Source organism: Bifidobacterium ramosum (genome assembly GCF_009299505.1).
Taxonomy (GTDB): Bacteria; Actinomycetota; Actinomycetes; order Actinomycetales; family Bifidobacteriaceae; genus Bifidobacterium; species Bifidobacterium ramosum.
This window is the reverse complement of record NZ_WBSM01000006.1, coordinates 146,723-170,511: the sequence shown is the minus strand read 5'-3', so window position 1 is coordinate 170,511 and position 23,789 is coordinate 146,723. Positions and strand designations below refer to the sequence as shown.

23 protein-coding genes are annotated in these 23,789 nt (G+C 65.7%); 13 read left to right on the top strand and 10 right to left on the bottom strand.

Annotation, left to right across the window (positions count from 1 at the left end; all coding sequences use genetic code 11):
* Positions 1-88 precede the first annotated feature (88 nt).
* Positions 89-2,719: an ATP-dependent Clp protease ATP-binding subunit gene (locus tag DSM100688_RS06900; RefSeq protein ID WP_152358401.1), complete on the bottom strand. Its 2,631-nt coding sequence runs from the start codon at positions 2,717-2,719 to the stop codon at positions 89-91.
* Positions 2,720-2,865: 146 nt separating this feature from the next.
* Here DSM100688_RS06900 and DSM100688_RS06895 point away from each other — a divergent pair, with 146 nt between their 5' ends.
* The gene (locus DSM100688_RS06895; protein WP_152358400.1) at positions 2,866-3,831 is read left to right on the top strand and encodes a universal stress protein; all 966 of its coding nucleotides are present in this window, start codon (positions 2,866-2,868) and stop codon (positions 3,829-3,831) included.
* A gap of 309 nt (positions 3,832-4,140) precedes the next feature.
* On the opposite strand, the gene DSM100688_RS06890 is transcribed toward DSM100688_RS06895, so the two are convergent.
* The 5 genes from DSM100688_RS06890 to DSM100688_RS06870 form a co-directional block, all read right to left on the bottom strand.
* Positions 4,141-5,301, bottom strand: coding sequence for a DUF3027 domain-containing protein (locus DSM100688_RS06890; RefSeq protein WP_152358399.1), 1,161 nt, complete (start codon positions 5,299-5,301; stop codon positions 4,141-4,143).
* Between the two features lies 1 nt (position 5,302).
* Positions 5,303-5,692, bottom strand: coding sequence for a cold-shock protein (locus DSM100688_RS06885; protein WP_152358398.1), 390 nt, complete (start codon positions 5,690-5,692; stop codon positions 5,303-5,305).
* 92 nt (positions 5,693-5,784) lie between these two features.
* The gene (locus tag DSM100688_RS06880; protein ID WP_163146788.1) at positions 5,785-7,890 is read right to left on the bottom strand and encodes a sensor histidine kinase; all 2,106 of its coding nucleotides are present in this window, start codon (positions 7,888-7,890) and stop codon (positions 5,785-5,787) included.
* Positions 7,887-8,630, bottom strand: a complete 744-nt coding sequence (locus tag DSM100688_RS06875) for a response regulator transcription factor (protein ID WP_152358397.1) — start codon at positions 8,628-8,630, stop codon at positions 7,887-7,889. The genes DSM100688_RS06880 and DSM100688_RS06875 overlap by 4 nt, the downstream gene beginning before the upstream one ends.
* A gap of 56 nt (positions 8,631-8,686) precedes the next feature.
* On the bottom strand, positions 8,687-9,568 hold the full coding sequence (locus DSM100688_RS06870) for a TPM domain-containing protein (RefSeq protein ID WP_152358396.1): 882 nt from the start codon (positions 9,566-9,568) through the stop codon (positions 8,687-8,689).
* Between the two features lie 83 nt (positions 9,569-9,651).
* On the opposite strand from DSM100688_RS06870, the gene DSM100688_RS06865 reads away from it, so the two are divergent.
* The gene (locus DSM100688_RS06865) at positions 9,652-9,942 is read left to right on the top strand and encodes a WXG100 family type VII secretion target (protein ID WP_152358395.1); all 291 of its coding nucleotides are present in this window, start codon (positions 9,652-9,654) and stop codon (positions 9,940-9,942) included.
* 367 nt (positions 9,943-10,309) lie between these two features.
* Here the strand turns inward: DSM100688_RS06865 and groL are convergent, their stop codons facing one another.
* The 3 genes from groL to DSM100688_RS06845 all read right to left on the bottom strand — a co-directional run bounded on the left by groL (position 10,310) and on the right by DSM100688_RS06845 (position 13,261).
* Positions 10,310-11,926 (bottom strand): chaperonin GroEL, encoded by a 1,617-nt coding sequence (gene groL / locus DSM100688_RS06860; RefSeq protein WP_152358394.1) that lies wholly within the window; start codon positions 11,924-11,926, stop codon positions 10,310-10,312.
* A gap of 234 nt (positions 11,927-12,160) precedes the next feature.
* On the bottom strand, positions 12,161-12,364 hold the full coding sequence (locus DSM100688_RS06850) for a cold-shock protein (protein WP_152358392.1): 204 nt from the start codon (positions 12,362-12,364) through the stop codon (positions 12,161-12,163).
* Positions 12,365-12,541: 177 nt separating this feature from the next.
* Complete coding sequence (locus tag DSM100688_RS06845) at positions 12,542-13,261, bottom strand: LytR C-terminal domain-containing protein (RefSeq protein WP_152358391.1); 720 nt, start codon at positions 13,259-13,261, stop codon at positions 12,542-12,544.
* A 128-nt stretch (positions 13,262-13,389) separates the two neighbouring features.
* On the opposite strand from DSM100688_RS06845, the gene DSM100688_RS06840 reads away from it, so the two are divergent.
* From DSM100688_RS06840 to DSM100688_RS06790, 11 genes are all read left to right on the top strand, one after another.
* Positions 13,390-14,106, top strand: coding sequence for a uracil-DNA glycosylase (locus DSM100688_RS06840; protein ID WP_152358390.1), 717 nt, complete (start codon positions 13,390-13,392; stop codon positions 14,104-14,106).
* A gap of 221 nt (positions 14,107-14,327) precedes the next feature.
* Positions 14,328-15,398 (top strand): AAA family ATPase, encoded by a 1,071-nt coding sequence (locus tag DSM100688_RS06835; protein ID WP_152358389.1) that lies wholly within the window; start codon positions 14,328-14,330, stop codon positions 15,396-15,398.
* A 71-nt stretch (positions 15,399-15,469) separates the two neighbouring features.
* Positions 15,470-16,468 carry a DUF58 domain-containing protein gene (locus DSM100688_RS06830; protein WP_152358437.1) on the top strand — a complete coding sequence of 333 codons (999 nt, stop codon included), beginning with the start codon at positions 15,470-15,472 and terminating at the stop codon, positions 16,466-16,468.
* On the top strand, positions 16,465-17,004 hold the full coding sequence (locus DSM100688_RS06825) for a hypothetical protein (RefSeq protein ID WP_152358388.1): 540 nt from the start codon (positions 16,465-16,467) through the stop codon (positions 17,002-17,004). Before DSM100688_RS06830 ends, DSM100688_RS06825 begins: the two co-directional genes overlap by 4 nt.
* Before the next feature lie 2 nt (positions 17,005-17,006).
* Positions 17,007-18,092: a vWA domain-containing protein gene (locus DSM100688_RS06820; protein WP_152358436.1), complete on the top strand. Its 1,086-nt coding sequence runs from the start codon at positions 17,007-17,009 to the stop codon at positions 18,090-18,092.
* A gap of 41 nt (positions 18,093-18,133) precedes the next feature.
* Entirely contained in the window at positions 18,134-19,168 is a 1,035-nt protein-coding gene (locus tag DSM100688_RS06815) for a vWA domain-containing protein (RefSeq protein WP_152358435.1), read from the top strand.
* Positions 19,165-19,857 carry a DUF6466 family protein gene (locus tag DSM100688_RS06810; RefSeq protein WP_152358387.1) on the top strand — a complete coding sequence of 231 codons (693 nt, stop codon included), beginning with the start codon at positions 19,165-19,167 and terminating at the stop codon, positions 19,855-19,857. The genes DSM100688_RS06815 and DSM100688_RS06810 overlap by 4 nt, the downstream gene beginning before the upstream one ends.
* Positions 19,858-20,257: 400 nt before the next feature.
* On the top strand, positions 20,258-20,611 hold the full coding sequence (locus tag DSM100688_RS06805; protein WP_152358386.1) for a hypothetical protein: 354 nt from the start codon (positions 20,258-20,260) through the stop codon (positions 20,609-20,611).
* Positions 20,611-22,206: a PGAP1-like alpha/beta domain-containing protein gene (locus DSM100688_RS06800; RefSeq protein WP_152358434.1), complete on the top strand. Its 1,596-nt coding sequence runs from the start codon at positions 20,611-20,613 to the stop codon at positions 22,204-22,206. Before DSM100688_RS06805 ends, DSM100688_RS06800 begins: the two co-directional genes overlap by 1 nt.
* A 60-nt stretch (positions 22,207-22,266) precedes the next feature.
* On the top strand, positions 22,267-22,632 hold the full coding sequence (locus tag DSM100688_RS06795) for a type II toxin-antitoxin system RelE/ParE family toxin (RefSeq protein WP_152358385.1): 366 nt from the start codon (positions 22,267-22,269) through the stop codon (positions 22,630-22,632).
* The gene (locus DSM100688_RS06790; RefSeq protein WP_152358384.1) at positions 22,613-22,891 is read left to right on the top strand and encodes a helix-turn-helix domain-containing protein; all 279 of its coding nucleotides are present in this window, start codon (positions 22,613-22,615) and stop codon (positions 22,889-22,891) included. Before DSM100688_RS06795 ends, DSM100688_RS06790 begins: the two co-directional genes overlap by 20 nt.
* On the opposite strand, the gene DSM100688_RS06785 is transcribed toward DSM100688_RS06790, so the two are convergent.
* Positions 22,873-23,781, bottom strand: coding sequence for a sensor histidine kinase (locus DSM100688_RS06785; RefSeq protein WP_152358383.1), 909 nt, complete (start codon positions 23,779-23,781; stop codon positions 22,873-22,875). The two genes, DSM100688_RS06790 and DSM100688_RS06785, sit on opposite strands and share 19 nt — an antisense overlap.
* Between the last annotated feature and the right edge of the window lie 8 nt (positions 23,782-23,789).

Here is a 23,789-nt window from a genome sequence, read left to right as displayed (position 1 = left end):
GTGGAACCACGGCCCATTGTCACGGACGGTCGGACGATCGGTCAGGCGATCGGTCGTTCACTCGGCCGGACGATCGACGGATCCGATATCACTCGGCGTCGCCGTCCGCGGACGGAGCGTCGCCAGAGTCGCCGGTACCGGCACCAGACGCGGCGGCATCGACCAGCTCAGGCTGATTCTCCGCGCCGTCGGCCGGCTGCGCATCACTTGACGCGTCGCTCTGCGCGGCGGCCGGCTCTTCGAAGTCCTCGCCCTTGAAGGTGAACTCCTCCTCCAGCACGTTGTCACCTTCGGCGTCGACGGTCACCTTCTGGCCGTCCTTGAGCTCGCCCAGGAGGATCTTCTCGGAGATCGCATCCTCGATGTCGCGCTGGATGACACGGCGCAGCGGACGCGCGCCGAGCAGCGGGTCGAAGCCCTTCTGCGCGAGCAGGTCCTTGGCCGCGTCGGTCAGTTCGAGCGACATGTGGCGGTCGAACAGACGGTCGTTGAGCTGCTTGACGTCAAGGTCGACGATCTGGCGCACCTGCGGCTCGGTGAGCTGCTTGAACACGATGATGTCATCCAGACGGTTGAGGAACTCGGGGCGGAACTGCTGCTTGAGCTCCGTGCTCACCTGGTCCTTCATGCGCTGGTAGCTCGACTCGGTGTTGGAGCCGAGGTTGAAGCCTGTGTTCGCCATCTTCGCGATGTCGCGCGTGCCGAGGTTGGTGGTCAGGATGATGATGGTGTTCTTGAAGTCCACCTTGCGTCCCTGGCCGTCGGTCAGATGACCGTCGTCGAGCACCTGCAGCAGCGTGTTGAAGATGTCCGGATGCGCCTTCTCGATCTCGTCGAACAGCACGACGGAGAACGGCTTGCGGCGCACCTTCTCGGTGAGCTCGCCACCCTCCTCGTAGCCGACGTATCCCGGGGGCGCGCCGAACAGACGCGACGCGGCGTACTTCTCGGAGAACTCGGACATATCCACGCGGATGAGCGCGTCCTCATCATCGAACAGGAACTCGGCGAGCGCCTTGGCCAGCTCGGTCTTGCCGACGCCGGTCGGACCGGCGAAGATGAACGAACCGGCGGGGCGCTTCGGGTCCTTCAAGCCCACGCGGGCGCGGCGGATCGAACGCGACAGCGCCGACACGGCCTCGTCCTGGCCGATGATGCGCTTGTGCAACTCGGCCTCCATGTTCATGAGCTTCTTGGATTCGGCCTGCGTGAGCTTGAACACCGGGATGCCCGTGGTGTTCGAGATCACCTCGGCGATCACGTCCTCGTCCACGACCATCTTGACATCGGATTCACCCTGCTTCCAGGCGGTCTCCTTGTCCTTGCGCTCGGTCTCGAGCTTCTCCTGGCTGTCGCGCAGCTTGGCGGCCTTCTCGAAGTCCTGGCCCTTGATGGCCTCGTCCTTTTCGGCGGCGAGCTTGGCGATGCGGTTGTCGAGATCCTTGAGCTCCGGCGGCGCGGTGAGGCGCTTGATGCGCAGACGCGCGCCGGCCTCGTCGATCAGGTCGATCGCCTTGTCCGGCAGGTTACGGTCCTGAATGTAGCGCGCCGACAGTTCGGCGGCGGCCTGCAGCGCGCCGTCGGTGATCGTCACCTTGTGGTGGTTCTCGTAGCGCGAACGCAGGCCCTTGAGGATCTCGATGGTCTCCGCGATCGACGGCTCGTGCACCTGGATCGGCTGGAAGCGGCGTTCGAGCGCCGCGTCCTTCTCGATGTACTTGCGGTATTCGTCGGTCGTGGTCGCGCCGATGGTCTGCAGTTCGCCGCGCGCGAGCATCGGCTTGAGCATATCGGATGCGCCGAGCGCACCGTCGGCCGAGCCGGCGCCGACGATCGTGTGGATCTCGTCGATGAACAGCACGATGTCGCCGCGGGTCTTGATCTCCTTGAGCACCTTCTTGAGACGCTCCTCGAAGTCGCCGCGGTAGCGCGAGCCGGCCACCATCGAACCGAGATCGAGCGAGTAGACCTGCTTACCTTTCAGCGTCTCCGGCACGTCGCCCGCGTTGATCTTCTGCGCGAGGCCTTCGACGACAGCGGTCTTGCCGACGCCGGGCTCGCCGATCAGCACCGGGTTGTTCTTGGTGCGACGAGACAGCACGACCATCACGCGTTCGATTTCCTTGGAACGGCCGATGACCGGGTCGAGCTTGCCTGCCGCGGCTTCGGCGGTCAGGTTGCGGCCGAACTGGTCGAGGATCGCGGAGCCGGTCTGGCGGCTCTTGTCCTGCACGCCGCCGGCGTTCGCGAGATCGCCCTTGTTCTGGGCGTCGCCGGACACGGAATTGCCGCGGATCATATCGATCGTCGTCGAGCGCAGCTCGCCCAGATCGACGTCCATCTTGATGAGCACCTGCGTGCCCACGCCTTCGCCCTCGCGGATCAGACCGAGCAGGATATGCTCGGTGCCGATGTAGCTGTGGCCCAGCTGCAGCGCCTCGCGCAGCGACAGTTCCAGCACCTGCTTGGCGTGCGGCGTGAAGGGTATGTGGCCGCCGGGCGACGCGTTGCCCTTGCCGATCATCTCTTCGACCTGCTTGCGGGTGTCCTCCAGGGTCACGCCCTTGGAGGCGAGCGCCTTGGCGGCGACTCCCTCACCTTCGCGGATCAGACCGAGCAGCAGATGCTCGGTGCCGATGTAGTTGTGCTGGAGGGCACGAGCCTCTTCCTGCGCCAACACGATGACGCGACGGGCACGGTCGGTAAACCGTTCGAACATGCTTGTCCTTCCACTCTTGTTAGTTCATAACACTCTACCGATTCGCGGTGACGTTTATTGCGTGTCTTCCACGAATTGCGCTGTGGACGCAACGCAAAACGTTATGCTGGACGTAGTTGTTATGCACGTTGCGCAAAGGAGGCATCATGGCTGACAATATGACGACGTCCGACATCGTGGTCGGCGTAGACGGTTCCGACGAGTCCTTCGCCGCGTTGCGCTGGGCGTTGCGTGAGGCGCAGCTGACCGGGCAGCGCGTGAATGCGGTGTACGGATGGACACGTTCGTGGGATATGGGTTCCGAACCCGACAGCGAGGAGGGCTGGGAGCGGCTGCGCGCGCGGATCACGGAACGGCTGCGCACGTGGGTCGACGAGGCCGTGTCCGGTTTGGATGACGTGGACGGCGACGACGTGACGCTGACGTCGATGCATGCGTCCGGTACGGCGGCGTTGCTGCGGATCGGCAAGGACGCGCAGCAGATCGTGGTCGGCCGCCGGTCGTTGGGTCGTGTGGCGCGCTGGTTCACGGGGTCGTTCTCCGCGTCGCTCGCCGAGGAGGCGACGGTGCCGGTGACGGTGGTGCGCATCTTCACCGACGAGGACGAGAGTATGCAGGACGCGATCGCGAACGCGTTGACGCCGGGCGATGCGGCGACGGGGTATGCCCGGCCCGAGTCGGGTTCCGGCGGACGGCCGGTGGTCGTCGGCGTGGACGGTTCGGCGACGTCGCGGCGCGCGTTGGAATTCGCCGCGCATGAGGCGCACGTGCATGGCGTGCCGTTGCATGTGCTGTTCTGCTGGCAGCTCAAGGATCTGGGCGTGGTGCCGGGATATGAGAACGCGGTCGCGCCGGTCGCCGAGGGGCAGAAACGCGCCGAGCAACTGCTGGACGGGATCATGCGCGACGACGATTCGCTCTTCGACGGCGTGGAGGTGCAGGCGCATGCGTTCCATATCTCCGCGGCCAAGGGGCTGATCGCCGCGTCGCGGTACGCCAGCCATCTGGTGGTGGGGTCGCGCGGCCTGTCCGGATTCGACGCGCACTTCCTCGGCTCGGTGTCGAAGCAGCTCGTCACCCTCGCCGAGTGCACCCTCACCGTCGTCCACTGACCGGCTTCCGCCGCCCCCATCTCTTCGTGTGGAGCGGCCGACCACGTCTCCTCCCTCCGGCCACTCCCTTCCCCTTCAACGGACATACAGCCGATTTCACCCCCGGAATCGGCTGTATGTCCGTTGAAGGGGAAGGTGGCCATCACGAAGCAGGACACACGTGATTCGTTGATCGGCAATGCCGATCAAACAGCAGAAAAACAGGCAGCAGCACTAATCAACACATGATGCATAAACACGTAACGGACATACAGCCGATTTCCGGGGTGGAATTGGCTGTATGTCCGTTATGTTTACGTTATGGCGTTGCTATTCCGGCAACTGGGACTTGAGGACGATGACGCCCTTGCCCACCTTGATGCCGGCCTCGTTGAGCCGCTCGATCAGTTCGACCAGCCCACGCTCCTCGCGCGGCGCCTGCTCCACCACGTCGATGTGCAGATCATCGTAGGCGGGCTTGGACTGGATCCACAGATGCGTCGGCTCCGGCGGATCGATCTCCGAATGCTCGCCGCAGCCGTGATCCACCGACACGACGCGGCCGTCGTCGGGGCTCCACTTGTTCGCGCACACGCCGAACATCATGTTGAGTTCGCCCTTGAGCTGGATGAAGAAGCCGCAGTTCGCGCACACGTTGCCGTCCGCGGTCTTCGTGGACAGCGACTTCGGGCCGTGCTGTCCCTCGTACCAGCGCTTGGCGGCCTGCGCACGACCCAACGGGCTGAGCACATGCCGGCGCGACAGGTCGAATTCCTTGACCGCGTCCTCGACGTCCTGCGCGGATGTCGTCGCGGGGGCCTCGGTCTCGCCATCCGTCGCCGCGGCGTCGCCAACGGCCACGGCCGCAGCAGTATCCGACTGCGACGCGGCCGTATCCGCGACGGACCCAGCCGTCGTCATACCATCCTGTGCGTCGCCGACGGTACCATCGGCGTTCGCCGTCGCGCTCCCGGTCGTGACGGCGGTCGTCGTATCGGCAGACGCGGTATCGACAGACGCTGCATCGACGGACGTCGCAGCAGCCGACGCAGCGGCATCAACCGCAACGGCCGCACCATCAGCATCCCCGTCAACGGCGCCATCATCAGCAACGCCGATATCATCCGTCTCGCGGAACCCGTCCTCGATGCGCGGATCATCGGGATCCGTACCGATCGAATCGGTCACCGACAGATCGGTCGGCTCCAGCCGGTCCTTCCACGGCACCCACGCCGGCGGCCGCAACGCGGCGTCGGTGGGCACCAGCGAGGTCTCGTCCACGGTCCACCGGTCGAGTTCGACGTCATGGAACAACGTGACGGACCACTGCCAGCCTTCGTAGCCTTTCATCAGGCAGTCGAAACGGAAGTCGGTCACACCGTCGCCGAGTTCCGTCGACGTGACGAACGCGCCCACCTGTTCGGGGGCGTCCGCCGACGCGACGGCGACCGACTGGGCGATCTCGGTTGGGTCGAGTGTCGTTTCGGGCATATCAGTCCTGTACGTCGAAGTTGTCGGCCACGGCACGCATGAGCGTGGCCAGTTTCCTGCTGTCGGCAGCGGACGGGTAGTGATGGCGGCGCAGATCGTTGCCGGCCGCGTCGAGCAGCTTGATGAGATCCTCGACGATGGCGGCCATGTCGTCCGGCTTCGGCCGGGTGGCCTTGACCAGCGACGGCGCGGACTCCACGAGTGTCACGCCCATGGCCTGCGGCCCGCGGCGACCGTCGACGACGGAGTACTCGACCTTCGCGTTCTTGCGCAGCGTGGTGACGCCGGCCGGCAACGCGACGGCCGGCAGGAACACGTCCTTGCCTTCATCGTTGATGATGAAACCGTATCCCTTGTTCGCGTCGAACCAACGAACTCGTCCACTGGGCATCGTATTCACACCTCGTTCTTCGCCTCGCTCGCCGACGGGCCCCATGCCCGCCGGCTCGTTAAACCGAAGATACAGTTTACCTCAAACCCTGCTCAGCGCGCGCGGCTTTTCTTGTCGGGCTTAGCACCTTTGCGCCGCGCGTCGTCCGTCGGGCCCACGGTGCCGGCCATGCCCGTGGCCGCGGCGACCCTCGGCTCGACCGGCGCGATGGGCAGCACGACGGTGAGGGTCAGTCCGCCGCCGTCGGTGCCGGTGGCGCAGATGAACCCGCGGTGCGCCTTGACCACGGACTGCGCGATCGCCATGCCGAGGCCGGTGCCGCCCTTGAGCCGGGCGCGCGACGGGTCGGCGGTGTAGAACCGTTCGAAGATCTGCGAGCGCGACGCCTCGGGCACGCCGGGGCCGTGGTCGACGAAGCGGATGATCGCGTAGTTCATGCCGACCTGCATCGACTGGCCGACCTCGATGGCCTCGACCAAATGGCGCATCGACGCCTCGGTGGCGGGCATGCGCGACAGCGATTCGGGGCTGATCGACGCGGGCAGCACGCTCACCGACACCTCGACCGGCGAGTCGGCCGGCGTGTAGCGGTGGATGTTGCCGACGATGTTGGTGACGACCTGCCGCAGCCGCGAACCATCGCCGGTGAGCGTGACCTGCGGCATCGTCCCCTCGACGAACGCGAACCGCGAACCGGAGCCGTCCTGCGCATGCCGCAGTTCGAGCGAGCCCTCGCGGATGCCGCGTTCGGGGTCGAGGGCGTGCAGGTCGTCGGCCGCATCGGACACGATCGAGGTGAGCGGCACCTGCTGGGTCAGGTCGATGCCACGGCCTTCGTCAAGTCGGGCCAGGGAAAGCAGATCCTCGACGAGCACGGTCATGCGGGCGCTGGACGCCTCGATGTGTTCGATCGACTCGTCGGCACGCTCCAAGGCCCCTGGGAACTCACGCTGCATCTTGTACAGTTCCGCGTAGCCGTGGATGGCGGCGAGCGGCGTGCGCAGCTCGTGGCTGGCGTCGGAGACGAACCGTTTCATCTTCTCGGTGGTCTCCTGTTGCTCGTGGAAGCTTTGCTCGATGCGAGTGAGCATGGCGTTCAGGGACGCGGCGAGCGAGCCGACCTCGGTGTTTTCGGGTGCGGATGGCACGCGCTGGCTCAGGTCGCCGGCCGCGATCTTCGCCGCGGTCTTCTCGATGCGCTTGAGCGGCGTGAGCGTGGTCTGCACGAGCAGCGTGCCGATCACCGCGCCGAGCAGCACGACTGCGATGCCGACCATCGCGCTGTACCGCGTAAGCGTGTTGGTGGTGTCGACGACGTCCTTGAGCGGCAGGCCGATGAACGCGTAACCGGTGGGCGCGCCCGTGTCCTTGTCGACGATCGGCAGCACGAGCACACGCCACGGTGAGTTGATCTTGGTCACGGTGACGTGGGTCTGGCCCTGTGTGCCGGATTGGCCGTTCTGCGAGTTCTGGTTGTTCTGGCCGCTCTGCGAATCCTGATCGTTGCTGTTCTGGCCGTCGTTTTGGTTGTTCTGACTGTTCTGCGCATCGTTGCTCTGGCTGTTGCCACCGTTGCCGTTGCTGTTGCCGCCGTTCTGCGAATTCTGCGAAACCGGCGTTTCGGTGGTCACAACCGCGGTGGTGGTGAACGGCACGCCGAGCTCCACCGATCCCATCGAACCGTCCGCCGGCAGCACCGGCGCGATGCTCGACCCGTTCGCGGAGGTGGGTTTGAGCGGCACGCGCACGATCTTGTAGTCGAGACCGCGCAGCTGCACGTAATAGTCGTTCAGGCCGAAGCTGGATTGACTCGGGTCGGTTTTGGCGAGGATGTCCGCCGCGTTGACGACGAGTTCGCTCTGGTTGCTGAGCTGCTTATCGATTTTTTCGAGCAGGTAGTTGCTGACCAGCTGACGGATCGAGAACGACAGTGCGAACGAACCGATGGTGAGCAGCACGATGATGCAGGCGACGAGTTTGGTGCTCAGCGGAACCGCGTCGATGCGGCGGCGCACGTGGCGCTGGAACCAGTTCGGCCGGTGCGGCGCGGCTGCCGTGGCCGTGGCCGTGGCCGATGACGGTGCGAACGGCGGAACGGTGCCCTGCTGCGGCAGTCCGGTGGAAGACGGCTGCGGCGCGCCCGCCGGAGTGCCGGTCGGGGTCGCGCCGCCCGTGGGTTGCTGGTTGCCGCTGCTCATGCGCCGGGTGCGGTCTTCGGTTCGCGGATCATGTAGCCGATGCCGCGCTTGGTTTCGATAAGCGGCGTAACCTTGCGGGTTTCGCCGTTCGCGTCGGTGTAGGTGACGCCGTCGACCTTCTTGCGCAGATACGAGATGTACGATTCGACGATCGCCGCGTCGCCGCCCCAGTCATACTGCCAGACGTGGTCGAGGATCTGCGCCTTGGAGAGCACGCGGCCTTCGTTGTCCATGAGGTAGCGCAGCAACTTGTATTCGGTGGGGCTCAGGTCGATCGGCTGGCCGGCGCGCGACACATCGTGCGAATCCTCGTTGATCTCGAGATCGCCGACGCGGATGATCGGATCGTCCTCGACCTGCTCGCGGGTGCGGCGCAGGATCGCGCGGATGCGAGCGACGACTTCCTCGAGGCTGAACGGCTTGGTGACGTAGTCGTCGCCGCCGACGGTCAAGCCCATGACCTTGTCCTGCGTGTCGTCACGCGCGGTGAGGAACAGCACGGGCGCGGTGATGCCTTCCTGACGGATGCGGCGGGTGACGGTGAAGCCGTCGATGTCCGGGAGCATCACGTCCAGCACGATGAGGTCGGGCTGGGTTTTTTCGATGACTTCGATGGCTTCGGAGCCGGACGCCGCGGTGGCGACTTCGAAACCAGCGAAATGCAGGGATGCGACGAGCAGTTCACGGATGGAGGGCTCGTCGTCGACGACAACGATCGATGCTTCAATAGGCTTACTCATGTCTCCCAGCATGTCGCGCTTTGCTGTAGGTTTCCTGAATGTCGGCTGGGCTTGTCCTACTCGTTCTTCCACATACCGGCCTTGCGACGCATGCGGATCTCCTTGCGGGTCAGCGGACGTTCGTCGTCGTTCGCATCGCCGGCCATATCGTCGCCGGCCGCACCGCGCGCATCGTCGCCGGTTGCGGACGGCGACGGCTTCCGCTTGCGTTCGGCGGCCATCCGCAGCACCTTGCGCTTGATACGACGTCTGATCAGCACCGTCGCGACGATCACGGCGATCAGGACGACCAGGACGACGGCGAACACGATCACGCCGATCATCACGCTGGACGACGAGGTCGAGGTCTTCTTGAGCTTGACGATCTCGTCCATCATCGCCGTGGCCGAACCGGCCCAGTCCGGCGTGTCCTTGAGCAGCGGGTCGGTGGCGACCTTCGACAGGTCATCCACGGTCTGCTGCTTCTTGAGCCACTCATCGGAGTTCGACGACACGGCCACGACGAGGTTGCCGTCGTCGGACGCCACGGCCAGCATCACGGTGTTGGGGTCGGGGTGGATGTCCTCGAGCACCTTGCTGGCCCATTGCTGCGGGTTGTTCTTGCTGCCGAAGGTCGGCAGGTACATGAGACGCACGCTGACGCCGGTCTCCTGTTTGGTGGTGACGATCGCGTCGGAGACCTTGGTCAGGTCGGAACCGAGCAGGTTGCTGACGTCGGTGATGTCGTCGGTGACCGTGGACGTGGTGCCGGACGTGTCCGTCGTCGTGGTCTCCGGATCGCTGCCGGCGGCGTCGTCGGCCAGCGCGATCGGCGAGAATCCGATGCACATGATCATCGTCACGATCAGCGCAAGCACTGCGAATACTGGCGACACGCCGTGCCGATACCTTTCGACCACATAGGTCGTTTTTCCGTCTGCGATTGCTCGATTTGTCATATCGTCCACATTAGCGGCCGGGTTCGCCAAGGGTCCGACCGCCGGCATAATCACACACAACCCGTTCTTGGAAGGAGAACATCATGCCGCAGTATCAAGTGGATTCCGAACAGATCCAGTCCTCGTCCGCAGCGGTCAACGCATCCGTCGCCTCGATCCGGCAGGCCGTCAACGGCATGTACGCGAACCTCAACAATCTGCAGAGCGTGTGGCGCGGCGGCGCCGCGACACAGTTCGCGTCGGTCGCCGAACAATGGCGGGCCGCGCAGCTGCAGATGGAGGCGTCGCTCGAATCGATCCAGCGTGCGCTGGCCTCGGCCTCGATGGTCTACGCCGACGCCGAGGCGCAGGCAGCGCGCCTCTTCGCCGGCTAAACCCCACTCCGGTGGGGAATGTCCGCCTCCCACGGGGCGTCCGTTCCCCACGGACGCCCCACCCCTAACGGACATACAGCCGATTCGACCCCATCAATCGGCTGTATGTCCGTTGGGAGGGAAGGACCACCGAAGGAGTTGCGCAGTCGGTACGGATCATACGACGCATAAGTCCTATCAACTCCTCCGCCCGTTCCCTTAACGGACATACAGTCGATTTCCACCATCAAATCGGCTGTATGTCCGTTAGGGGAACGGGTGAAGAAGAAACGGCAACGAAAAAAGGGAGACACCCCTTACGGGGGCGTCTCCCTCAGCACCAGTCGGTGCTCTTCAGCGCTATGGCTCAGCTATCCGACAGGTCGGATCAGTAGCCCATGTCGGCGCCGGCGGCCGGAGCGGCGGTCTTCGGCTCCGGCTTGTTGGCGACCACGGCTTCGGTGGTCAGGAACAGGCCGGCGATGGAAGCGGCGTTCTGCAGCGCGGAACGGGTGACCTTGACCGGGTCGGTGACACCGGCGGCCAGCAGATCCTCGTAGGTGTTGGTCGCGGCGTTCAGGCCCTGGCCGTCAGGCAGGGAACGAACCTTGTCGATGACCACGTCACCGGACAGGCCGGCGTTCTCGGCGATCTGCTTGATCGGGGCCTCGATGGCGCGGAACACGATCGCGGCACCGGTGGCCTCGTCGCCTTCGAGCTTGACGTCCTTCTCGGCCTTGGCGGCAGCCTGAACGAGGGCCACGCCACCACCCGGCAGCAGGCCTTCCTCGATGGCGGCCTTGGCGTTGCGCACGGCGTCCTCGATGCGGTGCTTACGCTCCTTGGCCTCGACCTCGGTGGCGGCACCGACCTTGATGACGGCGACGCCGCCGGCCAGCTTGGCGAGACGCTCCTGCAGCTTCTCACGATCGTAGTCGGAGTCGGTGTTCTCGATCTCGGCGCGGATCTGGGACACGCGGGCGTCGATATCCTCCTTGGAGCCTGCGCCCTGCACGATGGTGGTCTCGTCCTTGGAGACGATGACCTTCTTGGCGTGGCCGAGCACGTCGAGATCGACGGAGTCGAGCTTGAGGCCCAGCTCGTCGGACACGACCTGCGCGCCGGTCAGGATGGCCATATCCTGCAGCATGGCCTTGCGGCGGTCGCCGAAGCCCGGGGCCTTGACGGCGCAGGACTTGAAGGTGCCGCGGATGTTGTTCAGGATGAGGGTCGGCAGGGCTTCGCCGTCGACGTCCTCGGCGATGATCAGCAGCGGCTTGCCGGTCTTCATGACCAGCTCGGCGATGTGCACGACATCCTGCTGGCTGGAGACCTTGCCGGAGGTGAGGAGGATGTACGGATCCTCGAGCACCGCGGTCTGGTCCTCGGCGTTGGTGACGAAGTACGGGGCGATGTAGCCCTTGTCGAAGCGCATGCCCTCGGTGAACTCGAGGTCAAGGCCGAAGCGGTTGTTGTCCTCGACGGTCACGACGCCATCCTGGCCGACCTTGTCGAGGGCCTCGGCGATCTTCTCGCCGACTTCCGGATCCGCGGCGGAGATGGTCGCGGTCGCGGCGATCTGGTCCTTGGTCTCGACGTCCTTGGCGGCGGCGACGAGCTCCTTGACGATGGTGTCGGAGGCCTTCTCGATGCCGCGACGCAGGGCGATCGGGTTGGAACCGGCGGCCACGTTCTTCAGACCTTCATGCACGAGGGCCTGCGCCAGCACGGTAGCGGTGGTGGTGCCGTCGCCGGCGACGTCGTCGGTCTTCTTGGCGACTTCCTTGACCAGCTCGGCACCGATGCGCTCGAACGGATCCTCAAGGTCGATCTCCTTGGCGATGGACACGCCATCGTTGGTGATGGTCGGCGCGCCATAGGACTTGTCGAGCACGACGTTGCGGCCCTTCGGGCCCAGCGTGACCTTGACGGTGTCGGCGAGCTTGTCAAGACCCGCAAGCATTCCCTGGCGAGCTTCCTCGTCGTACGAAATGATCTTTGCCATGGTTGATTCCTCCACATGACTTCACGGTAGTTGTTCCCACTGCGAGAGCCGCGGGCGATCGCCGGCCGTCAGCTGCCGGTTATCACTCTCGACCTCCGAGTGCTAATTGGGAGATTAGCACTCTCGGGCCCCGAGTGCCAACCGTGTGCGCGGCGATTGCGCTCATGGCATGAAAAAGGCCCCGGACGGCGTTCCGTCCGGGGCCTTGCAAGGATTCGATGTCGACGATGATCCCTACAGCTTGATCACCCTGGTGGCCTGCATGCCCTTGGGGCCATGCTCGGCCTCGTACTCGACCTTCTCCCCTTCCTCCAACGTCTTGAAGCCATCGGCCTGAATCACCGAATAATGGACGAAAACATCATCGCCACCATCATCCGGGTTGATGAAGCCGTAGCCCTTGCCGGCGTTGAAGAACTTCACGGTTCCGTGTGCCATAACCATTCTTTCTTTGGACATTCGAACGCCGCAGACATTATGGGAACACACACAGCACAAATCGCACTCCCCCAGCCTTGCGACTCTACCATTGTAGCGACGCACGGGACGAATGCGCGCATAGTTGCGCGAACGGGAAGATATGGCCCTTGATCGGCCGCCGGACCGACCGACCGGTCAGTTGACGAGCACCACCACGACGGGCACGTCGAGGCCGGTGGTCTGCTGCACGTCGGTGATGCCGAGCGCGGCGGCCACATCCTCGGCAGTAGCCTTGTCGCTTTCGTTCTGGTACCACACGACGGTACTGGTCGGCAGCGTGGAGGTCGTCGGGTTCGCCGCCTGCACGGCGGTGTAGCCGGCGGCGTCGAGCACCGCCTTCTTCTGCGCCGCGTAGCCGTTGATGCCGGCCGCGTTCACGACGCGCACGGACGTGGCCTTGTTGACCTGCGAGCTCTGATCGGACTGGTCGTTCGACTGATCGGACTGGTTCGACTGATCGTTCGACTGCGTCGAGTCGGAGGACTGGTCGCCGTTCGTCTTCGCATCGTCATTCGTATCCGACGACGCATCGTTTGTCGCGTCAGACTTCGGCGAGTCGTCGGACGACGTGCCGTTCGTCGCCGTATCGTCCTTCGTCGTATCGGACGACGTGCCGCTGGTCTGCGCCGTATTCGCGGAGGTGCCGCCCAGACCGGTGATCTTCGAGAACTCGCCGGTCATCAGGCTCCAAACCAGCGCACCGGCGACCAGCGCGATGATCAGGACGACGACGTACGGCAACGCACGGGCGCCGACGGAACGGGGACCGCGATGCACGCCGACCGGACCGGCCGGCGGCTCGTCGAACAGGTCGCGCGCGTACGAATCGTAGGTGTTCACATCGTGTTTCGTCATATCGGCCCTTCCGTCAAACTATGCACGAGTCTAACCGCACCTTGCCCCAAGCCGCGCACCGGGGCGCGCCACGCGGCCGCGCCGGCCCGTTCCCGCGACGTTCCGACGGTCCGCCTACAGTAGCCCGTATGGACGCATCGCATATCAAACCGCTATCCGCGCTCGTCGAGGCCGGTTGGGCGCAGGCGCTCGCGCCGGTCGAACCCGACGTGCACCGCATGGGCGACTTTCTGCGCGCCGAACTGGCCGCCGGGCGGCCCTACCTGCCGGCGAGCCGCAACATCCTGCGCGCTTTCACCATTCCTTTCGACTCGATCAAGGTGCTTATCGTCGGACAGGATCCCTACCCGACGCCCGGCCACCCGGTGGGACTGAGCTTCTGCGTGGCGCCGAACGTGCGTCCGCTGCCGAAAAGCCTGATCAACATCTACAAGGAACTCGTGGACGATCTCGGCGTGCCGATGCCGGCCAACGGCGATCTGACCCCGTGGACCGAACGCGGCGTGATGCTGCTCAACAGATGTCTGACGGTGGGTGTGGGCCGCCCGAACAGCCATCAGGGCAAGGGCTGGGAGAAGATCACCGAGGAGGCGATCCGCGCGCTCAACGCCCGCACCGACGCCGACGGCAAGCCGAAGCCGCTGGTGGCGATCCTGTGGGGCCGCAACGCGCAGAGCCTCGAGCCGCTGTTGACGAACGCGGTGATCATCAAATCGCCGCACCCAAGCCCGCTGTCCGCCTCGCGGGGATTCTTCGGATCGAAGCCGTTCTCGCGCGCCAACGCCGCCCTCGTCGCCATGGGCGCCGAGCCGGTCGATTGGACGCTGCCGTCAAGCGAACAGTAGAGCTGTTCGTAGGCAGCGTGCGAGCCGACAGGCGAGCCAACAGAACGCACGCGCAGCGTGACCGCAATCGCAGGACCGCTGCCGTCAGGCGAACGGTAGAGCCGTTCGTAGGCAGCGTGCGAGCCGACAGGCGAGCCAACAGAACGCACGCGCAGCGTGACCGCAATCGCAGGACCGCTGCCGTCGGCGTAATCTCAGCCACAGCGGTTACAGTAGGGCGCATGCCTTTATTCCCCATGCAACCGAATCTTCCCCCGCAACCGGTCCCGGCGGCACCGCAGCAGCCCGTCGCGACCGCGCCACTGCCGGCCGACGACACGGCCCGCGCGCGCGAACTGGCGAACCGCATCCGCACGCGGTTCGCCTCCACGCTGGTCGGCCAGGACAATCTGCGCGAATCGCTGATCACCACGCTGGTGGCCGGCGGCCATATCCTCATCGAATCGGTGCCGGGTCTGGCGAAGACCACGGCGGCGCAGACGCTGGCCACATCCGTGTCCGGCACGTTCAAACGCGTCCAATGCACGCCTGATCTCATGCCGTCCGATCTGGTGGGCACGCAGGTGTTCGACTTCGCCACGCAGCGCTTCTCCACGCAGATCGGCCCGATCCACGCCAATTTCGTGCTGCTCGACGAGATCAACCGGTCCAACGCGAAAACCCAGTCGGCAATGCTCGAGGCGATGGCCGAGGGCGCGACGACGATCGGTGGCGAGCGCATCGCGCTGCCCAAGCCGTTCATGGTGATCGCCACGCAGAACCCCATCGAGGAGGAGGGCACGTTCAACCTGCCCGAGGCGCAGATGGACCGGTTCATGATGAAGGCGGTGATGACCTATCCGAGCGCGGACGAGGAGGCCCGCATGCTGGCGATGCTCACCCGCCGCGGCTCGGACACGTTGGATACGACCGCGCTGGGTGCCGACGTGATCTCGATCCGCGACGTAGAGTTCCTGCGCGCGGCGGCCAAGCGCGTGCACGTGTCGGATGCGATCATGCGGTATGCGGTCGATATCGCGGCCACGTCGCGCGGCGCCGGCTCCCGGCCGGTCAAGGGACTGGCGCAGCTGGTGCGGCTTGGCGCGAGCCCGCGCGCGTCGATCGCGCTGATGCGCATCGGTCAGGCGAACGCGCTGCTGGCCGGCCGCGACTATGTGGTGCCGGAGGATGTCAAGGCGTTCGCGTTCGAGGTGCTGCGCCACCGTATCATCCTCACGTTCGAGGCGTTGGCGGACGGCGTGACCGCCGATCAGGTGGTCGATTCGATCGTCAAGGCGGTTCCCGTTCCATGATCGGAGCCGATGGTACGCATCGCACGGACGGCACCGGCACGCACGGCATGACCAGCACCGGCACTCGCGGCATGACTAACGCACACGGCGCGGACGCGACGAGCGGCGACGCCGTACGCCGCAGGATCGAGGCGCTGGGCACGTCGCTGAGTCTGCCCACGGTACGTCGGGCGTTGGGCCTGCTGGAGGGCGAGCATGCGTCCGGCCGTCGCGGCGGCGGGGACGACGTGATGGACATCCACGCCTACGAGCCCGGCGACGAGGCCCGTCTGATCGATTGGAAGTCGAGCGCGCGCATGGGCCGGCCGATGGTGGTGAACCGCGAACGGCGCGCCACGAGCCGCGTCTGGCTGCTGTTGGACGTGGGACGGCAGATGACGGGGGCCTGCGGCCGCGGCGAGCGTGCGTATGAGGTCGCCGCGAACGCGCTGCGCATGTTCGCGGCATTGTCGCTACGCCGGTCCGACGATATTTCGCTGGTGTTCGGCGATGCGGCAAGCATCACGCGCATTCCGTTCAACGGCGGGTTCGGCCAGTTCGAGCGCACGCTCGACCGGGCGTTGGAACGTGAATGGCATCATGAGCGCAACATCGACGCGCTGTTGGCGTATGCGCGGCGCATCCGCGACCGCGATGCGCTGGTTGTGCTCGCCACCGACGAACATGCCCTGTCCAAGCGGCATGTGGCGGCGATCGGCCGGATCGCGCGCACGCATCCGCTCGTGCTCATCGACGTGGCGACGCTCAATCCGTTCGCGGTCGGCCCGCATGCGGCGGTCGACGGCGTGAACGGCCGTCGTCTGCCCGCGTTCCTACGCGACGCCGTGTCCGCGCAGCAGGTGCGGACGCATCGCGAGTTCGTCGCGTCCGCGTTGCGTACCGAACTCAACCGGTGCGGTTCGCGGATGATCCGCGCGGATTCCAGCGCGGCGATGTTCGACGAGTTCGTGCGGCTGGTGTCGCTGGCCTCGGTGTCGTCCGCATATCACCAGATGCAGGCCGGATCGTCGACGCCGGCGATGGCCGAGACGCCGGGCGCATCCGATGCCGGTTCCGGAGGCGTGCGATGAATCCGACAAGCATACTGTCCGCATCCGTATTCGATCTGACGCCGACCGGTCCCGTCGCGCTGGCGACGCCGCTGGTCATCGCGATCATCGTGGCCGTGGTTACGGCCGTCGCGGCGATCGCGCTCGTCGTCGTCCTGTCGAGGCCGCGTCGCGTCACGCATGCCGCCGTCCATCATGGCGCGCATGGCGAGACCGCGTCGGCCGACCGTTGGCGCACGCTGATCAACGACGTCGTCGACCGGTACCATGCCGGCACGCTGGACCGCGAGTCGGCGTTCGTCGAACTGGCGCGGCTGACCCGTCGGTTCGCCACGCAGGCGACCGGCGAACGTCTGGATGCCAGCACGTTGCGCGACCTGTCGATGCTGCCGCGCACGCCCGGCAACCGTGCGGGTCTCGATCTGCTGCGGCAGACGATCGAAGCCCTGTATCCGGCCGAGTTCGCGGATGCCGCGCGGGACGCCCATGCCGGCGCGATCGACGTGGACGAGGCGGCCGGTTGGGTGTCGAATCTGGTGGAAAGGTGGAGACGATGACGATGGCCGCATCCTCATGGCAGACCCTGTCGTGGCAGTGGCCGTGGGCCGCGGCGGCGGGCGCGCTGTGCGCGGTGGCCGTCGTGCTGGTCGTCGCGGTGTGGTCCGGCGGCGCACGGCGGTCGGAGGACGACGCCGCGCCGGTGTTCTCGTTGGACGATGATTTCGCCACTGAACATGCGGCGCGGATGCTGCGCCGTTGGCGCGTGCTGAACCGGTGCGCCGTGGCGTTGCTGGCGGCAGCGACCGTGTTGTGCGTCGCGCTCGTGGCCCGTCCGTCCACGGTGGATCAGAGCGAGGAGCGTTCCAGCCGGCGCGACATCGTGCTGTGCCTCGACGTGTCCGGTTCCACATTGCCGTACGACCGCGAGGTGATCGAAACATATCTCGATCTCGTCTCGCGGTTCCAAGGCGAACGCATCGGCCTGAGCATCTTCAATTCGACGTCGCGTACGGTCTTCCCGCTCACCGACGACTACGATCTGGTCGAACGCGAGCTCAATGACGCCGCGACGACGCTCAAGGGCGTCGAAACGCAGGACGATATCGACAAGATGAGCGACAGGCAGTACCAGCGGATCTCGGATTGGCTCGACGGCACGCAGAACCGCAAGGACGCGACGTCGCTGATCGGCGACGGCGTGGTCAGCTGCGCCGCGATGCTGCCCGGGTTTGCCTACGGGTCGGCGGACGGCACGGACGGCGAACGGCAGCGTGCCGCGTCGATCGTGCTCGCCACCGACAACGTGGTGTCCGGCGATCCGACGTATACGCTCGACGCTGCGCTGAAGCTGGTGTCCGGCGCGGGCATCACGGTCGACGGCCTGTTCTCCGGGCCGAAGTCGAGCGAATCGGAGACGACCACCGTCGACATGCGGCGGCTGATCGAACGGTATGGCGGCATGTTCCTCACGCAGTCCGACGGCGGCAGCGTCGACGGACTGGTGCGCGAGATCGACCGGCGGCGGCAGGCCGTCGGCGAGCAGGCGGTGCGGGCCGCGGTGACGGACGCGCCGGGCTGGTGGGCGCTCGCGTTGGCGGTGCTGATCGCCGGTTGGATGATCATGGCTTGGAGGTTGCGCCGATGACCGGAACATGGCATATGTCGTCATCCATACTGCCGGCCGACGTGACCGGCTTCACCTTCTCCCCCGCGCTCGGCTGGCCGGCCGGCATCGTGCTGGCCGTGGCGATGGCCGCGCTGGCCGTGTGCGGCGTCGTGCTGCACGTGCGTCGCCGCGGCGCCAGCGACGAAACGGCTGCGGCCTGCGTACGCCGCGCCGTATTGTGTCTGTTGGTCGCGCTGATGATCCTCACGCCGAGCGTCACGTCGTCCACCGACAGTCGCGCCGTGAACGCGACCGACGTGGTGATCGCGGTCGACGTGACCGGATCGATGGCCGTGTCGGACGCGCACTACGGTTCCGACGCGACGGTCAGCCGCCTCGATGCGGCACGGTCGGCGGTTTCGGACATCACGGCGCTGTATCCCGATGCGAGTTTCCTCGGCCTGCGGTTCGGCGCGTCGGCCACGGTGGATGTGCCGTTGACGCCGGACGCCAACGCGATCGGCAACTGGGCGGATACGCTGGCCGTCGAATCGACGTCCACATCGTCCGGTTCGAGCCTCGACGCGCCGCTCGACCAACTGCTGCTCAATCTCAAGACGATCCGCGAGTCGCGGCCGGACGATGCGATCATCCTGTATCTCATCAGCGACGGCGAACAGACGAGCGACGTGACACGGCGATCGTATTCGACGCTGCGCAAGTATCTGAACGACGGGTTCACGGTCGGTGTCGGCTCGACGGCGGGCGGCAGGATCCCGGTGATCCGCGACGGCACATCCGGCGACGGTTCCGGCAGTGGCTCCGGTTCGTGGGTGGTCGATCCCGACACCGGCAAGGCGGGCGTGTCGAAGCTGGACGAGACGACGCTGCGGGCGATCGCGGACGAGATCAGCGGCACGTATCTGCATGTCGACGCGCACGACACCATGGCCGCCGGCGTGTCGAAGCAGGCATCGACGCAATGGCAGGTGATGCGCACGGTGAAACGGCGCACGCGCGTCACGCCGGTGGTGTGGCCGTTGGCCGCGGCCGTGCTGGGATTGCTGGCGTGGGAGCTGGGCGCGTGGATCGCGATGTCAAGGAGGCTGCTGTGAAGACGGGACGACGAGGGACGCGGATGATCGACGACGTGCAGACAACGACGCGGGGCGCGGTGCACGGCGAGGGGCGACGCGACGCACGCAATGCGGGCGATACCGCCGGCCGTGGCCGCGGCGTACGGGCGCGCGCCGGACTGCCGCTGCGCATCGTGCTCGGCGTCATCGCGGCCGTCGCGCTGGTCGTAGCGATGCTCGCGGCGGTGAATCTGCGCGCGGCGTCCACGTTCAACCGGGCGACGGCCAGTCTGACCGCGAACATCGCCGCGGTGAACGGCGATGCGCCGGATTATGCGAAACTCGACACCCTGCAGGCGCAGACCGACGCACAGTTCGCGGATGCCGGCGCGGCCGACGCCGTGCTGCTGCCGTCCCTGCGCAAGGCGATCGGCGACAATATGGCGGTCTCCGGCAAGCTCACGCAGCTGATCAAGCACAAGCTCGACGAACAACAGGCATCGAAACAGCAGTCGTCCTCGTCGTCGGGGCAGTCCAGCCAATCGGAACAGTCGTCCTCATCATCGGACGGCGCCACGAACGATGGCGGCCTCACCGACGAACAGCGACGGCAGGTGGAGGAGCTGCTCAAGACGAACGGCCAATCGACGACCGATGCCGACACCAACGATCAGACCGACGACTCCACCGTCACCAACAACACCGGCAACACCTCCAAGCCGTGGTAGTGACGGACATCCAGCCGAAAAGGGAGCCCGAATCGGCTGTATGTCCGTAAAGAAGTAGGACTGTGAGTCTTGCGGGACGGCTATTGCCATTCCGGCCTCATCCTCAACGGACATCCAGCCGATTCGGGCTCCCTTTTCGGCTGGATGTCCGTAAGGGGTGCGGCTGCGAAAATCCTGGAACACCTTCGGAACTTTTGCCCATCCCCCTTAACGGACAACCAGCCGATTCGCGTGATTTTTCGGCTGGATGTCCGTTGAGGAGTGTGGGCCCGGGCGGGGAAACGACCGGTTATGCACGTGGATTGTGGACGACACGCCGGGGTGTGGATAACCGATACCGTTCGACCACATACCCCGTTCGCGCTGGACACCCGCCATGTCGCTCCGGTTGCATGGAATCATGAACACCGCAACCTTCCCCACGTCATCCTCTCCCTTCGCCACCCCGTCCTCGCCGTTCGACGTCGCATCGCCCACGTCATACTTCGGCGCACCCGTCTATCCGTCCCCGTACTCCTGCGCGTGCCACGCCATGACCGCCGCAAGCCGTGATCTCGTCGCGGTCCAGTCCCGGGCCGTACGCACCGTCGTCGATCGGACCGCCGCCGCACACATCCGGTCCGCGACGATCTCCTGGGACGGCAACGCGGCCGTCCTGTTCCGCCAGCGACTCGTCCGCTGCGTCGACGCCGCACGGCAACTCGAAAACGACGTCGCGGCCACCGAACGACTCACCTGGATCGGCGGTGCATGATGGGCTGGCAGGTCACCTCCACCATATCCGGCGGCCGACGGCACAACGCGGCGACGCGTGAAGAGTACACCGCCGTCGCACGGATGCTCGACGATGCGGCCGCAAGCTGGCGCACCGCCTCGATCGCATGGTCCACCGCCGCGCTCCAGCTCAGCCGCCATCGGGTCAGCGTCCCGCTGTGCCCCACACTCGCGTCGGAATACGCGAACGGCAACGGCCATGCCACGCTCCCCTACGGCCAACTCATCCAACGATGCACCGACCATGCGCGCGCATGCCGGTCGATCGGCGACGATCTGTCCGATCTGGCGGCGTTGCTGATCCGTGCGCACGCGCTGTACGAGACTTCGGAATCGCGGATGACGCGGCTGATGACCGAACTGCTGCAGAGCGTCGGCATGGCGGCGCCGGCCTATACGGCCATCGGCGCGGGCGCACTGACCGGCGGTGGCATGCTGTTCGGTTCGGCGGTAGAGAGACGGTTCAATCCCGTGTGGGGGTTGACATCGTCGGCCCGCGCGCAGGAGGGGCTACTGGGTGCCGCGGCCAGTGCCATCGCCGGTATCGGGCCGATCCGCAGCCTGTTGCGTACCGATGAGGTGAATGCCGCCGCCGAACGGATCGCCGGCGTCAGCGCACCGTTGCACGGGCTCGTCCAAGGCACCGAGCTGCATGTCGAGGAGGTGACGACCGACGTGGCCGTGGTCGGCGAATCCGCATCGGTAGCGCAGTCGTTGGAGCATCTGCGCCGTCTGGCCGAGGAACGGCTCGGCAAGGTCGATCTGGGCAGCGGTTTGGATTACGCGACGATCGCGATCCAACGATACCGACGGGCGGACGGCACGGTCGGCTGGCTGGTGACGATCCCCGGTACGGACGGGCAGGACGATTCGCCGTTCGGCTGGCCGCAGAACGTGGAGCTGATGAGCGACAGCCCGACGCGCCGCATGAACGCGGACAGCGCGCGCATGGTCGTCGAAGCGATGCGGCAGGCCGGTATCGGCAGTGATGAGCCGGTCGCGTTGATCGGCCATTCGCAGGGCGGCATCGTGGCTGCGGCGATCGCGGCGGACATGTGCGACGACTACACCATCGAGCATGTCGTGACGGCCGGATCGCCGGTCGCCAACCATCCGATTCCGTCATCGACATGGGTGACGAGCATCGAGATCGACGACGAACTGGTCGCCGCGCTCGACGGCGCGTCGAATCCGTCGACCGACAACTGGCTGACCATACACGGATACGCGACGCAGACGGCCGGATCGTCGATCGACACGGTCAATGCCGACGGTTCGTGCACGCCCGGCGACACCGCGTCCTCATGGCAACGTGGCTACCGGGCCGCGGAGGTCCGCGACGCCGCGGACGGCAAGGAGATCACCCACTGGCTCAAATACCATCAGGCGGCCTATCAGAACGCCACCGATCTCGGTTCCCCGGCCGTGATCGAGCACGAGCGGCATTTCCGGCAGGTCATCGACGGCGAACTGGAGGAAACCCGCTACTATCGCGGCCGCATGATGCACGCCGGCGTCACCACCGCCCCGTCGGAGCGTCGCATTGACATGGACGCCCTCGGTGATGGCGAATGACCCATCACCCACATCATTGACATTCGGTAGTGAATTCACTACCATTACGGAAGGAACGTCATGCCGAAATTCCGGTATTACCAGACCAAGGAGGGAACGTCGCCATTCGTGGAATGGATGGGCGGACTCAGACGTAACGATCGCGCCAAGGTCTACGCCACCATCAGAAACATCGAACTGTTCGGGATCGGCATTGCGCTCCAGCAGGGCTGGGTGAAAAAGCTCGACGCCGACATATGGGAGATCCGTTCGCAATTCGGAAGCAACATCCAACGCGCTCCGTTCTTCTTCATCCAAGGCGATATGTGCGTCATCACCCACGGTTTCACCAAGAAAACGCAAAAGACGCCGAAACGAGAGCTCAACACCGCGCATCACATCATGGATCGATATCAGGAGGAACACGATGCCGACGCAATCATTTGACGACATGTTCGATGAAGCCATGCAGGATCCCGAGATGGCCGAACTCATCAACGGCTATATGGCCCAAATGACGGTGGGAATCCAACTTGCCAATGCCCGGGACGAAGTCGGCATGAGCATGGACGCCCTGTCACAGCAGAGCGGCGTGGCGAAAAGCACGATCATCAACATCGAGCATGGCGAGGCTTCGCCGACGATCTTCACGCTGACCCGACTCGCCGCGGCGATGGGCAAAACGTTTCAGACAGCGTTCGTCTGATCCGCGGCGAGCGACAGCGCCAGCACGGCACCCGCGCCCGGGCTGTGCTCGAGGGTGGCGGTCAGACGCAGACGCATGGCACGGGCAAGGGATTGGGCAACAGCGAGACCAAGGCCCGAGCCGCGCGTGCCACGCGTGTCGTCGGCCTGATAGAACCGGTCGAACAACCGATTCGGGTCGATGGCCGCGGCGGCCTCGTCGCTGACCGGATTGGCGAAGACGATCGCGTCGCCGCGCTGGCGGATCGTCGGCGCCCCGTCGCCGTGACGCAGCGCGTTGGTGACGAGGTTGTCGACGATGCGCCGCAACGCGGTCCGATCGGCCTCCAGCATGAAGCGTTCGTCAGCGAAATCGACGGCCGGCTCCCAGCCGCGCTCCTCGAATTCGGGGTAATGGCCGACGAGCACCTCGGCCACGAGCGGCTGTACGGCGACCGGCTCGAGGTCGAGCGTGCGGTCGGGATCGTTCGCCCGCGCATAGGCGAACAGCTGGTCGAGCAGCCCGCGCACGTCGTCCAATCGTTGCAGCGCCGCCGTCAGATGTCGTTCGTCGTCCGCAGGCAGATCCTCCGTCATGGCGAGCTGGATATGCCCCTGCGCGCCCATGAGCGGCGTGCGCACGTCATGTGCGAGCGACGACAGGTCCCGCTGGAACTCTTGCGTCTTGGTCATCGCGGCGATCCGCTCGGACTGGATCGCGTCCAGCTGCGCGTTGATCGCACGCGCCAGTTCACGGCTCGCCCCGCCCGGCAACCGCACGGTCAGCCGCGCGTTGCTCCCGGCCGGCCGTTCACGCAGGAACCGCGCCATCCGCCGCATCTCGCGCCCGTACACGGCCGCCCCGATCACGATTCCCGCGATCAGGCCGACCAGCAGTCCCACCATCATCATGGCATCGA